This is a genomic window from Candidatus Liberimonas magnetica, assembly GCA_020523885.1.
Classification (GTDB): Bacteria; Elusimicrobiota; Endomicrobiia; order Endomicrobiales; family JAFGIL01; genus Liberimonas; species Liberimonas magnetica.
In genome coordinates this window covers 180,602-195,549 of record JAJAPY010000004.1, presented here as the reverse complement: position 1 = coordinate 195,549, position 14,948 = coordinate 180,602, and the positions used below count along the sequence as shown (strand labels likewise).

The following is a 14,948-nucleotide window of genomic DNA, read 5'->3' as shown; positions in this document are numbered from 1 at the left end:
AATTGTTACTAACCGTGGGACTTGCCCTCCGTAGTCCGGCAAAGCGGGACGAAGGATGGGTCATTTTTCTATCCTTCGCAGTTTTTTAAGCCCTATATAAACAGGCAATATGTAAACGATCATATTTAGAACTATAAATCCAATCCCTATCCTCCATAAGAAACTCCAGGGTATTTGAGTCATACCGAATTTTACGTGATAGTGGTTTTGTATAGGGATCGACAGCAATGTCATATTCAGAGCTACATAAAAAAATGCGGATATGATATACATCAGGCCGCCGAAAGAAGCTTCTATCTCTACTATATTTGACAGGTCAAACCTCGGAAAAACCGTTCCAAAAGACATCGCGAGGGTGCTGAGGCCCACGGCCATGATTATCGTTGAAACAGATGTCACGCAAAATATGAAGTTGTCGGTTTTTAAAAGATAGTTGGAGGCCAGTATTAATATCATAGCAAGTGCTATTACAGGGATGCTTCCAAAAATAAGTTTTGACCAGAATAATTTTGGCCGTGATAAGGGTGAAGCAAACAAAAGCCAGGCGCTGTCGCCCTCAATGCTGATCGAGGGGAATATCAGGCGCAGGGCAACGGCCGAAAGTATAAAGCCGATAAGCGCTATGTTCGCATATGATACAAGATTTTGAAGGTCCATTGTGTCGAGAGGCAGTTTGTATATGCTGAATAGGTAGACAAAGATTATTGAGCATAAGATAAGGATTTGCGACCACTGGCTGATGTCCCTGAAAAAAATGATAAAATCTTTTTTTATTAAAGTGTAAAGGGGGGACAGAATATCGTAGCTGTGCTTTTTAAGGGATTTTTGCTTTGCGAGTATCTGGCCTTCTGCCCAGCCGACAAAATAAAGTTTTTTTGCAAAACCGATAAGGGCTATTAAAACAAAAGTCACCGATCCATAAAGCAGCATAAAATAAAAAAGCAGGTTGGTTGTGTTCTTTGCTATTATACTGAATATCCCTGCTGCCACCCACCAGGAAGGCAGGTAAACCGCTGTAGGCGCGTCAAGGTATGAAAGGTATTGGGCGATCACAGCCAAGCCGTCAGGTTTAACGAAGCGTTCTGGCTCAAAAAGCCTGAAAAGCACGTAAAGGGCTGTTATGATGATTATGGCCAATAAAACAAAGTAATCCCTGACCTGTCTTTGAGGCAAAAACCGCATTAAAAAAAGATTGATCGTTTGCCCGAGCAGGGAAGCCAAAAACAGGAACGGCAGTAGTAACAGAATCACCAGGAAATAATAAAATATCCCGGTATGTTTTACCCTGCCAAGTGCTAATAGAACCGGGAACAGGGCTATAAAGACCATCCAGGATGAATTAATAAAATTAGCAGTTGATTTAAAAGCAAATATTTTCTTGACAGAGAGCGGCGTTGTCATAAGCCACGTGATGTCTTTGCTTGTAAATATAGTCGTAAAGGAAGTTACCACACTTGAGAAAGCCACCATGAAAAACGAAGACAGAAAGATAAGCGCCAAAAATTTATTTACTAAAAGAGGCCCAGCGATCTGCACGGAGTTTAAATATGCCAATAGCCTGAAGGAGCCAAAATATATAAATGAAAGAAATCCCAGGCCAATAAGCAATATGACGGATATCTTAACATCGTCAAAAAAATCAAGCCTGAGGATACGGTTTCTGAAGATACGATACTGGAGTAAGATTAAGTTTGTCATAGGTTTCATTTGTGTGACACAATTTGTAAAAGGCAACTTCGCGGGGCTATCCTGCCCCTGCACCCCCGGGTCCATTTTCTTTGTGCGCCCAAATAAAATGGACGAAAAGAAATGCGCCCCCTTGGCTATTCGTTCGCAATTTTTCGGCGGCTGCGGAACTCGTCCCGCCAAGGCGGGACTCAGACAGTCCTCGCCGACAACTCCGAAAAATTACTCAACTCATTACCAGCCAAAAGGGGGAAACTTCAAAAACACAGATAATTCAACTGATTTAGACTATTATGACTAATTATCTTTATAGTTAATACCTTATTGCCTAACTACGTCCCCGAAGTTTCTCTTATATGGTCATTGAAAGAACGCTGCCATATTTTACCCGAAATATTCAGGTTGTTTTGTTTAATATATTTTAAATATTCAACCGAACATTTCGATTTGAATGAACAAACAATATCAGATACCGTAGGGGCGGGCCTTGCGTCCGCCCGTAACAATACAGAATTGTCAACAATTATAATACCGTGGATATGATTTGGCATGATAATACCCAATTCGACATTATTATATTGTTTTTTGATGTTTTGCCATTGGCTGTCAATTATTTGGCCCAATTTTGATAATCTGATTTTATAGTGGGCGGACGCAAGGCCCGCCCCTACGGCATCAATAATTTTACCGAAAATATTCTTTCTGTCTTTTGAACATATTGTTACAAAATAATACCCGTCCAAAGAATAATCATATCCTTTTAATCTGGTTTGTTTTCTTGATTTGTATGTGTTCATTAACACCTATTTTTACGTCAATGTATCTATTGTCAAAATAAAATAGTTGCTGATTTAAATAAATACCTTAATTTTGCAATATTTGCATTTTACAATTGTTTTTAGAGGTATTTAAGCATTTCGGCGTACTGGGTGCCGCCGGTAAGTTCTAGGAATATGTCTTCTAGGTTTTTTGACTTGATTTTGTCTTTAAGGGCTTCAACGCTGGAGACTTCCGTCACCTTTCCTTTTTGAATTATGCCTACCCTGTGGGCCAGTTTTTCAGCTATCTCAAGTACGTGCGTGCTCATAAATATCGTTACTCCGCGGTTTGAGAGTTCTTTAAAAATATCTTTTACAAGCCTTGCTCCTTTTGGGTCAAGGCCCACCAGGGGCTCATCAAGTAAAAGCACCTTCGGGTTGTGCAGGAGCATGCTTGCAAAAACAAGTTTTTGCTTCATTCCATGCGAATAGGATTCGACCAGGTCGTCCTGCCAGTCTTTTAGTTCTAACATTTCAAGCAGTTCAGGTATCTTGTTTTTCTGCTCATTGACGGGAACGTTGTATAAGTCACCCACAAAACGCATGAATTCAAAGCCGCTCAGGTACTGATAGACGAACGGCTGGTCTGAAATAAGGCCTATGGATTGTTTTGCCTTCTGCGGATCGCTCTGGATATCATAACCGTTGATCGTGACCGAACCGCTGGTGGGGATAAGAAGCCCTGTGAAAAGTTTTATAGTTGTGGTTTTTCCTGCACCGTTCGGCCCCAGAAATGCGAATATTTCGCCTTCATAAATTTCAAGGTTTAAGTTGTCTACTGCTTTTATGTCTCCAAAGTTCTTGGTAAGATTTGATGATTTGATAGCAATATTACTCATAAGTTTATTCTAAAAAATTTTCCAAATTGCAAGAATCAAAAATTCATGTTGGTTATTGTTTCTTGGTTATTTATTGGCTATGGTCTCTTGGTTATTGAAATTTGTGCTTATATTAAAAGAATCTATTTAAATAAGTCAATATGTTTGCTGCGATGATCGGTATCCAGAAGTTGTCGTTCAAAGGCCAGGGATAGAGTTCGATTACCGTGATCAATAAAGCCCCGATGATCGCAAGTTTGAAGTTTAAAAAGAACAACCCTATGATGAGGCATACAATAAAACAGGATATGCTTCCTTCCAGCGTCTTTTCTCTGTATACTTTCCTCTTACCGTATTTTTTTCCAAAAAGAGCAGCGGCTGCGTCGCCGAAAGCAAGGTATAAAAGGCTTACCAAAACTATTTGTTTGTCCGGGAAAATAAGCATGGTAAGAAAAGAACCGGAGATCGTCCATGGAAGCCCGCTTATTTTATTTATTTCCTCTTCCCTGTGTACGCCGCCAAGTGCTTTTAATATCCAGACATTAAACGTTGGGCTGAATTTTCTTAATGTTTCGCCGAGTATGACTATAACAATGAGCGCAGCCATGCCCCAGATAACTGTTCTATAAGGTAAAAACCAGTAAGCCAAAATATAAATAATAGTTAAAAAATGAAATGTTTTTCTTTTTATTTCATCGAGCGGAAAGAAACCCATAATTTAATGCCCTCAACATATATATAGTTCCAGAAAACAGCTGTTTTATTATAGCTTAAATAATAGTAAGTTTTAATGCTGACCATTTCGGGAAAAAGTAATTTTAGCAAACCTGATAATAAAATACAATTGATAATCAGAATAAAGATACTTGAAAAGAAAACCCCGAACACTTTAAAGTCGGTTTGTCCCTGAAGTATCGCATACCAGGTCAGGCTTAGGTGGAAGGCAAGGGTAAAACCTGCCAGAAAAAGAAAATAGGAATAATATTTATTAACAGCCCAGAAATACCCTGCTAGCCAATATATAAATATGAGTAAAACCGTATAAATAGGTATGAAATACGGGGATAAGGTTATCCATACGTTTGTCTTGGTCAGTTTTACGCTCCCGCCGTTTGCGCCTACATTAAAACCTTTTACCTTTGCCCCGCTTAATAAACCGACCAGGGCATGGGTAAGCTCGTGCCCGAAAACATAAGTTTTTATCGGTTTAAACAAAGCCGTTTGGAAAATAAAATAGCTTGCCAGGCCGGCCCAGAACGTGATCGAATTGACAGTGGCATTTTTCCCAAGGTTTAAGACCAGGTTAAAGAGCTCTACGGCCAGGGCGAGTGCCAGCGGTATAAGCAATAATGCTATAAGAATCCTTGCAAATTTCATGATTTTTTAAAAAAATTTAGAATCTGTGTAATGTTTCGACTTTGCTCAACACCATGAGTGAAATCGAATGGTCAACAAGTTAGCGAAGGGATTAACTTGTTAAATTTAGCAACTTTAAGCGGTATTGTCAAATAGAGACAATACTTGATTACGGTGATTATTAATTACGATTACAGCGATTAAAAGCTTATCATCCCATGTAATCACGGTAATAAGAGATCGTTGGTTTTTAACGATCTCAAATCCGTTGACTAAAAATTTCTATTTATGTTATAATCTGTAAACAGAAATTATAAAAATACTATGGAGGGTTAAATGATGAAAGAAACATTCACATTGCTGGCAATTTTCGGAGTTATTTTAAACACAAATCTTTATGCAAAGTCCAAGGGAGATGATAGTTGGAAGAAAAAAGCCGGGATGTATGCCATTTTTGATACGACTAAAGGCGAGATAGTATGCGAGCTTTTTGAACGCCAGGCGCCGTTAACGGTCGAAAACTTTGCCGGGCTTGCACAAGGCACGCGTGAATGGGTAGACCCTAAAACAAACCAGAGAGTTAAAAAGAAATTCTATGACGGTTTAACATTTCACAGGGTCATACCGGATTTTATGATACAGGGCGGATGCCCTCTAGGCAACGGGACCGGCGGGCCGGGGTACCGTTTCTCTGACGAAATAGTTTCAGACCTCGTTTTTGATAAACCGGGGCTTCTTGCCATGGCAAATTCCGGGCCTAACACGAACGGTTCACAGTTTTTTATTACAGATGCTGCGACCCCATGGTTGAACGGCCATCACACAATATTCGGAGCGGTTGTCTCAGGCCTTGATATCGTAAGAACGATAGCCCGGGTCCGAACAGGGGAAAACAATAAACCTTTAGAGGATGTTATTATAAAAAAGATTGCAATAAAAAAAATAGAAGGGTCTTCAAAAGATGATAAAAAACAGGGTGTAGACGCACCTTCAAAAAAGGCTTTATTTGTACTTGCTCCAAGAGATTTCCGGGATGAAGAATATTTTGAACCAAAAAAGATATTGAGCGACGCCGGCATAAAAACAGTTACAGCAAGCCTGATGCTGGGAGATCTTCAAGGCATGAAAGGTGCAAGGACAAAAGGCGATATTTTGATAGTTGATGCAAATACTAATGACTATGATGCTATAATCTTTGTAGGCGGTTCCGGCGCACAAGTCCTTTGGAATAATCCGGCTGCGCAGAAACTGGCAAAAGACTCGGTTGCCGCAAACAAGATACTTGGCGCAATATGCCTTGCCCCGAACACGCTCGGCAAAGCCGGGGTTTTAAAAGGAAAGAAAGTAACGGGTTTTCCTTCAATAAAAGGCGAACTTTCTGCGGCAGGCGCTAATTTTACAGGCAGGGCTGTAGAACAGGACGGTAATATTATCACCGGTTCAGGCCCTGAAGCTGCAAATGAATTCGGGCTTGCACTGCTAAAGGCTCTGAAGTAAAAAGGTAGAAAGATGCTTGACGATACCGAAAATAAAAGTTTAAACGAACAAGCGGTTTCTGTGTTCAATAAAGGCTTTAATTGCACTCAGGCAGTACTTTCTACTTACGGGAAAAAATTCGGAATAGACAGTTCAACGGCATTAAAAATAGCATCGGCTTTTGGCGGCGGAATGGCGCGGATGGGCGAAACCTGCGGAGCCGTGACCGGGGCATTCATGGTTATCGGTCTTAAATATGCAACGGGCATGGATGCCAAAGAAAAGATATTTTCCGTAGCAAATGAGTTTGTATCCAGGTTTAAGGCGCGCAACAGATCGGCTATCTGCAAAGAGCTGCTTGGCTATGACATAAGTACCCAGGAAGGCATGAAATCCATAAAAGAAAAGAACCTTATCTCCACCCTCTGCCCGAAACTCGTAAAAGACGCATCGGAAATCCTTGAAAAGCTGTTAGAAGAAAACCAATAAATAGGAATATGAACTGGAAAGTGAGTGGAGCCCCTCCGGCAGGTTTTAATGCGGAAGGAATAAAACGCTTGTTTTTATGTATTAAAATATGCAGGTGTATTAAACCTATTTGATCAAGCTTGCAAAAGTATCTATAACTTCCTTTATTTTGTCCGATGGTTCTCCTTTTGTAATAAATCCCAAAGGCCGTGACAAATGACGGGTATTAAGTATTTTAACTTTTGGAGTAACATGCATCAGGCTTACGCCCGCGATTGCACCCTGCGTATCTTTTACCTTTGAAACAATGAGGTCGCAGGAAATAAATTCTTTCACATTCGGAGTAAAGTCGGTATCCGGGAATAGTTCTTTTCTTATAAGGTTCCTTGTTGCTCCAGTTACTTTGTCGGCAACAACGGTTACAGGTAGTTTAGGCCCGCCTACTTCCTGCCAGTTGATTATCCAGCCGGTAAGTATTTTTTTAAGCTGAGCATCGGTAAGCGACGTAACCGTGTTTGATGAGTTTACAATAAAAACCAGCTCGTCGTTTTTAAAAACAGTAACCACCAGGCCTTCAGGGTTGATATTCTTTTTGCCCATTTTAGCGGCAGTTATGGTATTTTCAAGGTTTGTAGCTGTGAGCGCTATATCGCATCTTCTGTCATTAAGGTAGATAAGCCCCATGCCTGCGGTATTCCCGACTATTTCTAATGTGCATCCTGTCTTATTCTCAACAACGTCTTTGTACGGGTTTAACAATTCAGCAACTGTCGTTGCTCCGTACAAGCGTATAGTTTCTTCACCGAAACAATAAGAAAATATACTCGCCGTAACCAGAACAGCACAAATGATGATTTTCTTCATAATTGCTCCTTCAAAACAAATTTATGATGCATTTATTGGTGAGCAAAAATGATGTAAGAATGGAGGTAACGAAAGAAATGATGTTTTAGTGGAAGTATGGCTTAATTATATAACTAAATTACAGCCTTGTCAACACATTTGTGATAAAAAACATATTTTACAAAAATCATTGTAAAGTCATATTATTTTTAAGAATAGAAATTATAATTGTAAATATTTTGTGAAATTACAAGTGGTTATTTCTTCAAGAACAGGATCAAATAACGGATGATATCTATTGGTTTTGGCGGGCAGCCGGGTATATGAAAAGCTACTGGCAGAACGTTTTTTACGCCTCCGAGGGTATAATAAGAATCACTGAACTGGCCACCGTTCAGTGCGCAGTCGCCGAGCGTTATGACAAAGCTGGGTTTTGGCATTGCCTCAAAAGTTCTTTTAAGGGCAAGCTCCATGTTCTTTGATACAGGCCCGGTCACAAGCAGTGCGTCAGCATGGCGCGGGGAAGCCACAAAATCTATGCCGAACCTTTGAATGTCATAGATAGGGTTGGTAGCAGCTATTATTTCTGATTCGCAGGCGCCGCATGAGCCTGTGTCGACTTCCCTTATATGAAAAGAGCGTTTGAACTTATTATATACCAGGGTTTTAAGCTCTTTTCCCAATGTTTCTATTTCAGTATCTGAAAATACGATAGGTTTTGTAACTATGCCTTTTTTAAAACTGTTCTTGAATATATTTATCATAAATCATTCCCCGGATAAGACAGGTCGAAGCTTTTGTTGCACAGCGGAAAATCAGGAATTATATTTCCCGGTGCTGCATAACTAAGCCCCTGCCAGTTATGAAATGACGGATCGGTTATTTTGCACCTTTCTATCAGGCCGGACTCGCCAAGCATCAGCCAGTAAAGCACAGGGCCTCTAGAGCCTTCGCAATACCCAAGAGCATACCCTGATTTTTTTGCTGCCGCTTGTTTTGTGAAAAGCTCCCCTTGTCTAAGAGCTGCGGCGCACTGTCCGATTATTTTTATTGACTCTTCAAATTCCTCAATCCTTACATTCAATCTTGAAAGGACATCGCCCCTGGTTTGCTTTGCCTGTTTGAATTCAAGATATTGATAAACTCCGGGAAAATCCTTTCTTAGATCGTTTTTTAGTCCTGAGGCCCTTGCCGCAAGGCCGATTATGCCTATATCTTCCGCTGTTTTTTTGTCCAGGATACCTGCCGTATCAACCCTGTCCATGAAAGAAGAGCTCGATAAAAGCATCTCCTTCAATTCATTAAAATCTTTTGAAACGGCTTCGATAGATTGCAGTAAAGGACCTAAGCTGTCTTTGGGGATGTCTTTAGAAACCCCTCCGATGACATTTACTCCTTTAAGGTACCTGCTCTGCGTAAATTTATCGTTTAAAGAAAGTATAGACTCTTTTATGACCGAGGCATGTGCCGAAGGAAAGCTGAAACCCACGTCAAGAGCTATGCCTCCTATTGTATTAACATGGTTATACATCCTTTCAAGCTCAAGGAACAGGCACCTGAGGTATTGTGCTTTAACAGGTACGGCATATCCGCCTATCTTTTCAACCGCATGGCAGAAAGCTAAAGTGTGGGCAAAAACCGAATCCCCGCTTATACATTCCGCAAGTTTCAGGCAGTCTTCGGGACGGCTGTTTTCAAATAGTTTCTCAACCCCCCTATGCGTAAACCCGAGCCTTATCTCAAGGTTTATAATGGGTTCTCCTGCAGCGCTGAACCTGAAATGACCGGGCCCTATTATCCCTGCATGGACAGGCCCTACCGGTACTTCAAATATGCCTTCACCGTCTGTTTTTGCGAAAGGGTAGATCCCGGTGTTTCCAGGTTTCAAATTATTTTTATCGAATTCCTTTCTTAAAGGGAAATTTCCCGCCGGCCAGACTTCATCGTGCAGGTGAAGCATCCTCTGGTCCGGGTTTCCAAGCGGGATTAGCCCGAACATCTCTTTTATTTCCCGCTCAAATAGGCTTGCTGAATATATTTCCTTTGATAAGGAGTTGTACTCAAGCTTGTTTGAAGGAATATTCGTGACAACAAAAAACCATGTCTGGGATGAAATTCCCTGGAATGCGCAATAAAGGTGGAATGAACCGGACTCTTTTGTTTTGTCTACTGCAAAGAACGTCATTACACAGGAGCGGAGTTCTTTATGGAGAGCCAGGCATACTTTATTAAAATCCTGGATAGTTACGGTCAGATATGCCTCGTCCTGGCGGCAAAGCTCTATTTTTAAAAAAGAGGTTTTATATTCCTGCACGATCTTGTTTAAGACAGCTTTATAGTCCATGTTAAAATCCTTTTAAGAGCACTTCAACTGTAGAATTTATGATCTTATCAAAGAATGCAGGCATTGTAATACCGAAAAAAGCAATGAATATGAATAAAAAAATAAAAGCAGATTTTACGCTTAGAGGTTCTTTCGCTATGCTCATATTATCGGGTTTTTTCCCGAAAACAATCTTAATGATATGATAAATTATTGCGCCGAAAATCAAAGCTATAACCAGCAGGTAGATCAAACTTGAGATATAAGAACCTTTCATAAAACCTGAGATCAATATTATGATCTCGCTGAAAAATATCGAGAAAGGCGGCATTCCGGCAAGAGCAAAAGCACCTGCGATAACAAAAAATCCGGTAAAAGGCATAGATTCTATTATTCCGTTCATTAAGTGCATATCATGAGTTTTATATTTTTTAACTATGTTCCCTGCGCCAAAAAACATAAGCGCTTTTGTAACAGCGTGGTTGAACATGTGGAACATTGCTCCGTATAAACCTAAAGGCCCTCCGATACCTAAGCCGAACAAAATAATGCCTATATGTTCTACGCTGTGGTATGCAAGAAGCCTTTTAATATCTTTTTGCACCAGGATAAACCCTGCGGCTATGACCAGGGAGAAGATCCCGAAAAAGACCAAAAGGTTGCCTGAAAAATCCGGCCCAAGAGGCCTATTTATGATCATTATAAATCTAAGTATCGCATAAAGGGCGGTTTTTAAAAGTACACCGGATAAAAGTGCGCTTATAGGGGTAAGCGCCTGGCTGTGGGCATCGGGCAGCCAGGTATGCATAGGTGCAATGCCTGCTTTAGTCCCGTAACCCACAAGAATAAATATGAACGCTATCTTTAAAACCTTAGGGTCAAGTTTGTGGGCAACAGCAAGCATATCTGTCCAGTTAAGGCTCCTTATTCCGCCGTTAGTCGAAACCGTGTAATACAAAAGTATTATGCCTAAAAGTGCCAGCGATATGCCTAGTGAACAGATGATTATATACTTCCAGGCAGCTTCAACTGATTCTTCTTTACCGTAGAAGCCTACTAAGAAAGCTGAAACAAGGGTTGTCATTTCAATAGAAACCCAGACTATGCCAACATTATTTACCGTTGTGGCAAAGATCATAGTAAATGTGAACAGATTAAATAAAGCATAATACAACCTGGACTCTTTTTTTGATATCGTGTTGTTATCAATGTCAGCACTTATATATTCAATAGAATAGAGTGAAGAGGCAAAACTTATTATTGATGTTAAGAGGATAAAAAAACCGCTCAGTGAGTCCAGATAGAAGAAATTATAAAATAAAATCGTTCCTTTCAGGAGTTTAAGGCTTAAGTGCAAGGCAAACACCATAACCGCAAAGTATCCTGCGGAATTTAAAATGCCGATCTTTCTGGCATCCTTTAAAAATAACGGGACGATCGCTAAAAAAACTATTATCCCGAGTATAAGAATAGCTTCCATTTTAAACCTAGCCTTTTAATTTCGTTAATTTACCCACGTCAATGTGAGTAAATAAGGTGTTTATTTTATATACAAAAATCCCGAGTATTATTACGCAGACAAAAATATCAAAGAATATCGCTATCTCGACAAAGAAAGGCATGTTGCCGCATAAGGCTACTGCTGCAAGGAAAAGCCCGTTTTCTATGACAAGAAGGCCTAGGACCTGGGTAATGGCCTTCATCCTGAAAACCATGATGAACAGGCCTATTAATATGACAGACAAAGATATTGTAAACGAGATCATAGCCGGTTTGTTATACATGCCCATCAGCCCTGTCGCAAACATATATGCCAGGTATGACAACGACAATGCGGCGATAAGTGACAGCAGGGGGTTTATAAAAAGCCCGGCGTTCTCTTCGATCTTTAATTTCTTGACTATCCAGGACAGAAAATACGGTATTAACGAAACCTTAAGCAGTAAAATTAGCGCGGCAACAAAATAAAGCTCGCCGCTGTTTGTCCCTGCGGCTATAAAAAGAGTCAACAAAAAAAGGAAAAAAGATTGGAACATAAAACCGTTGATAAGGGCGCTTATGCGCTTTGAAATGACCATCGTATAAGTTGAAATAATGATCAATGCTAAAAATAAATTCACCCAGCCCTTCCTCCTACATATTTTATGTAACTTAAAGCCCGCTCTTCCTTATGTTAAAAGGAAGGGCGGGGTTCATTTAAAACCCCGCAACTGCCGCGATCATAGAAATAAAAGACAGGACAAACCCGAAAGCAAGAAAATCAATCACTCTGAAAAGGCGCATTTTCGCAGTTGAAACTTCAACTATACCTGCTATTGCGCCGATACAAAATATTTTTAAGGCGAACACAGTTGTTCTCGTTAATACTTCAAACAGGCCAAGGCCGGCTATCGCTCCGGGAGGTATAAGGATATTGGCGATAAGGGCATAAAAAATGATCTGTTTTACGTGGCTTGCCAGTTCTATCAGGGCAAGGGACCTCCCTGAATATTCCAGAACCATGGCTTCATGGACCATGGTGAGTTCCAGATGGGTTTCCTGGTTGTCGACCGGCAGCCTTGAAGTTTCGGCGATCATTACTATAAAAAGGGCAGCACCCGCGATAACCGTTGACAGATGGACCGGGTGGCTTGCGCTTATTGCGTCCATGCCCGTAGAACCGTTTGTCACAGACACGGTAAAAAGTGCAAGAAGGGCTACGGGTTCTGTAAAACTGGCTATGAACATTTCCCTTGAAGACCCCATGCCTCCGAATGCACTGCCTGCATCTATGGCTGCAAGTGCAATAAAAAACCTGCCCAAAGCCAGTAAGAATATAACTGCAAGCACGTCGCCCATAATATTAAATGAAATATTAGAAGCTATCGTAGGGATAATGAACAATGCGGTCGTAACCGAACCGAAGACTATGAAAGGAGTGCAGGTAAAGATAAATGACGTATTTTCTGAGACCACTTCTTCCTTTGAAAGAAGCTTGAAAAAATTAAAATACGGCTGAAAGATACCTGCGCCTTGCCTCATGCGCAGGGTATTTTTAATTTTTCTTATAACCCCGCTCAAGAGAGGAGAAACCGTGATTAACAACAGTACCTGAAATAGAATAAGAGTTATTTTGATCATAATTAACTTCTTGATTACACAGATTTTATACAGAGATTATAGTGATTACATATATAGGATTTTCAAATTCCTATACTAGAATTTGTTTATAAAAACCAGCAACAGAACAAGGGCAATGAAAATATACGCCAGGTAAAAATGAATGCTTCCGGACTGGAGCCTTCTTAAAAGGTTTGCAGTTCCGAAAACCCTCTTTAATATGGATTTATATATATAATTTTTAAATACCGGAGTGATCGAAGTTTCGTATTTGCGGGATTTGATATGGTAATAAGAATCTTTTACTTCTTCTGTTTTTCTGTACGGCCTGTAGAAGAAATTCAAAGCTATCCGGAACGGTTTTGAAAATGCAGTGGCTGTATACTCAGTTCTTGAATCAAGGTTGTAATACCCGCAGCCCCAGGTGCTTGCGGCCGTTACTTTTCTTTTGCCAAGTATCAGGTATGCCGAAAAACCCGCAGTCATGATGACCAAGGCCAGCACAGCCGCCATAAGCGGGCCGGACAGGAATATACCGCTGTTGTTTTGGGGTGTTATTATAAAGTTGTTGAGCGAAAAACTTAAACCTGCCGTATTTGCGCCTGTTATATATCCTGAGATCTCGCTAAGAAGCTTTAAGACCGGAACGGCAAAAATCCCCAAAGAAATGCACAGAACGGACATAGAAACCGTAACATAAACCATTGTGGAAGGGACTTCCTTCGCATTTTTTGCCTGTTCGCTTCTGGGCACGGCAAGAAAGGTTATCCCGAACGCTTTTACAAAGCATGCTGCGGCAAGCCCTCCTGTAAGTGCAAGGGCGGATGCATAGACGGACATAAGGACCCTTGTACTTCCAGAGGCTCCGTGCAGGATGCCTGCAAAAAGGGCCTGAAGAGTAAGCCACTCGCTTATAAACCCGTTTAGCGGAGGCAGTGCGGATATCGCCATAGAACCTATAAGAAAAGAAAAAGCTGTCCAGGGCATTGTCTTAATGAGCCCTCCGAGTTTTTCCATGTCCTTTGATCCAGTGCTTTTATAAACGCTTCCTGCGCATAGGAAAAGAAGGCTTTTAAATACTGCATGGTTCATTAAATGATACAAGCCTGCGGACATCGCAAGTATGGCAGGGACAGGCATGTTTAAACTTAAAAACACCATAGATGCGCCTATCCCAAGAAGAATTATTCCGATATTTTCTACGCTGTGGTATGCAAGGAGGCGTTTTAAGTCGTGTTCCATAAGTGCGTACATTACGCCTACAAGGCAGGAAACAGCGGCAATTATAAGTATGAGGTTGCCCCACCAGAAAGTGTTTACCCCGAGAATAATGATAACAAATCTTATGAGCCCGTATATCGCTGTTTTTATCATCACGCCGGACATAAGGCTTGATATATGGCTTGGCGCCTGCGGGTGCGCGTACGGCAGCCAGATATGGAGCGGCACTATCCCGGCTTTTGTTCCAAAACCGGCCAGGAACAACAAAAACAACAGGTCCTTTGTGTTTTGAGGCATTATCCGGCAAGCCTGTTTCATAGCCGCAAAATCGAACGAATGAGCGTGCCTGTACATCAGGACAAAGGCTGCGGTTATAAAAGCTGTACCTAGATGCGTCATTATTATGTATATAATTCCGGCTTTTACGGATTTCCATTGTCCGGTGTCAAAGACCACCAGGAAAAAAGATACCAGGGACATGATCTCCCAGGCTAATAAGAAGAAGAAAGCGTTGTTGAAAGTGACTACCAGAAGCATCGATACTATAAAGGCAAAAAGCATCACCCAGGCATAAATTATTTTTTTTCCGGAATACTCGCCTTTTAAGTAATTTATCGAATAGATCGCTGAAGGGGCTGATATAAGCAGGATCACAAAAACAAAAAAAAGAGACAAAGGGTCGGCTGTAAATAGTTTAGGTATAGAAAAAAACAGCTGATGAATCATTTCAAGACTCCAAAAGAAAAAAAGCACTTCGATAATTTTAGATACTTGAGTTTGTAGGAACCATTAGCCTTTAAGATCGGTTTCTTTACGGCGGTTAATAGGTGAGTTCCATCG

At 40.8% G+C, this 14,948-nt stretch carries 14 protein-coding genes and 1 pseudogene; 3 read left to right on the top strand and 12 right to left on the bottom strand.

The annotated features are described in order from the left end of the window. Positions 1–60: 60 nt before the first annotated feature. The 5 genes from LHV68_04690 to LHV68_04670 all read right to left on the bottom strand — a co-directional run bounded on the left by LHV68_04690 (position 61) and on the right by LHV68_04670 (position 4,699). Positions 61–1,698 (bottom strand): hypothetical protein, encoded by a 1,638-nt coding sequence (locus tag LHV68_04690; GenBank protein ID MCB4791166.1) that lies wholly within the window; start codon positions 1,696–1,698, stop codon positions 61–63. A gap of 320 nt (positions 1,699–2,018) precedes the next feature. Next, positions 2,019–2,483 (bottom strand): transposase, encoded by a 465-nt coding sequence (locus LHV68_04685; GenBank protein ID MCB4791165.1) that lies wholly within the window; start codon positions 2,481–2,483, stop codon positions 2,019–2,021. A 101-nt stretch (positions 2,484–2,584) separates the two neighbouring features. Continuing rightward, positions 2,585–3,343, bottom strand: a complete 759-nt coding sequence (locus tag LHV68_04680; protein MCB4791164.1) for an ABC transporter ATP-binding protein — start codon at positions 3,341–3,343, stop codon at positions 2,585–2,587. Between the two features lie 112 nt (positions 3,344–3,455). Then, entirely contained in the window at positions 3,456–4,037 is a 582-nt protein-coding gene (locus LHV68_04675; protein ID MCB4791163.1) for a hypothetical protein, read from the bottom strand. Continuing rightward, positions 4,010–4,699, bottom strand: coding sequence for a hypothetical protein (locus LHV68_04670; protein ID MCB4791162.1), 690 nt, complete (start codon positions 4,697–4,699; stop codon positions 4,010–4,012). The genes LHV68_04675 and LHV68_04670 overlap by 28 nt, the downstream gene beginning before the upstream one ends. 420 nt (positions 4,700–5,119) lie before the next feature. On the opposite strand from LHV68_04670, the pseudogene LHV68_04665 reads away from it, so the two are divergent. From LHV68_04665 to LHV68_04655, 3 genes and pseudogenes are all read left to right on the top strand, one after another. Further along, positions 5,120–5,614: pseudogene (locus tag LHV68_04665) on the top strand (peptidylprolyl isomerase). Continuing rightward, entirely contained in the window at positions 5,594–6,175 is a 582-nt protein-coding gene (locus LHV68_04660) for a DJ-1/PfpI family protein (protein ID MCB4791161.1), read from the top strand. Before LHV68_04665 ends, LHV68_04660 begins: the two are co-directional and overlap by 21 nt. Before the next feature lie 12 nt (positions 6,176–6,187). Beyond that, positions 6,188–6,643 carry a C-GCAxxG-C-C family protein gene (locus tag LHV68_04655; protein MCB4791160.1) on the top strand — a complete coding sequence of 152 codons (456 nt, stop codon included), beginning with the start codon at positions 6,188–6,190 and terminating at the stop codon, positions 6,641–6,643. 105 nt (positions 6,644–6,748) lie between these two features. Here LHV68_04655 and LHV68_04650 read toward each other — a convergent pair whose 3' ends face one another. From LHV68_04650 to LHV68_04620, 7 genes are all read right to left on the bottom strand, one after another. Continuing rightward, the gene (locus LHV68_04650; protein ID MCB4791159.1) at positions 6,749–7,486 is read right to left on the bottom strand and encodes a substrate-binding domain-containing protein; all 738 of its coding nucleotides are present in this window, start codon (positions 7,484–7,486) and stop codon (positions 6,749–6,751) included. Positions 7,487–7,722: 236 nt separating this feature from the next. After that, positions 7,723–8,229, bottom strand: a complete 507-nt coding sequence (locus LHV68_04645) for an NADH-quinone oxidoreductase subunit B family protein (protein ID MCB4791158.1) — start codon at positions 8,227–8,229, stop codon at positions 7,723–7,725. Next, the gene (locus LHV68_04640; protein MCB4791157.1) at positions 8,226–9,809 is read right to left on the bottom strand and encodes an NADH-quinone oxidoreductase subunit C; all 1,584 of its coding nucleotides are present in this window, start codon (positions 9,807–9,809) and stop codon (positions 8,226–8,228) included. Before LHV68_04640 ends, LHV68_04645 begins: the two co-directional genes overlap by 4 nt. Position 9,810: 1 nt before the next feature. Continuing rightward, positions 9,811–11,268 (bottom strand): hydrogenase 4 subunit F, encoded by a 1,458-nt coding sequence (locus tag LHV68_04635; GenBank protein ID MCB4791156.1) that lies wholly within the window; start codon positions 11,266–11,268, stop codon positions 9,811–9,813. A gap of 7 nt (positions 11,269–11,275) precedes the next feature. After that, positions 11,276–11,908 (bottom strand): hypothetical protein, encoded by a 633-nt coding sequence (locus LHV68_04630; GenBank protein ID MCB4791155.1) that lies wholly within the window; start codon positions 11,906–11,908, stop codon positions 11,276–11,278. Between the two features lie 76 nt (positions 11,909–11,984). Then, on the bottom strand, positions 11,985–12,908 hold the full coding sequence (locus LHV68_04625; protein ID MCB4791154.1) for an NADH-quinone oxidoreductase subunit H: 924 nt from the start codon (positions 12,906–12,908) through the stop codon (positions 11,985–11,987). Between the two features lie 75 nt (positions 12,909–12,983). After that, on the bottom strand, positions 12,984–14,834 hold the full coding sequence (locus LHV68_04620) for a hypothetical protein (GenBank protein MCB4791153.1): 1,851 nt from the start codon (positions 14,832–14,834) through the stop codon (positions 12,984–12,986). Between the last annotated feature and the right edge of the window lie 114 nt (positions 14,835–14,948).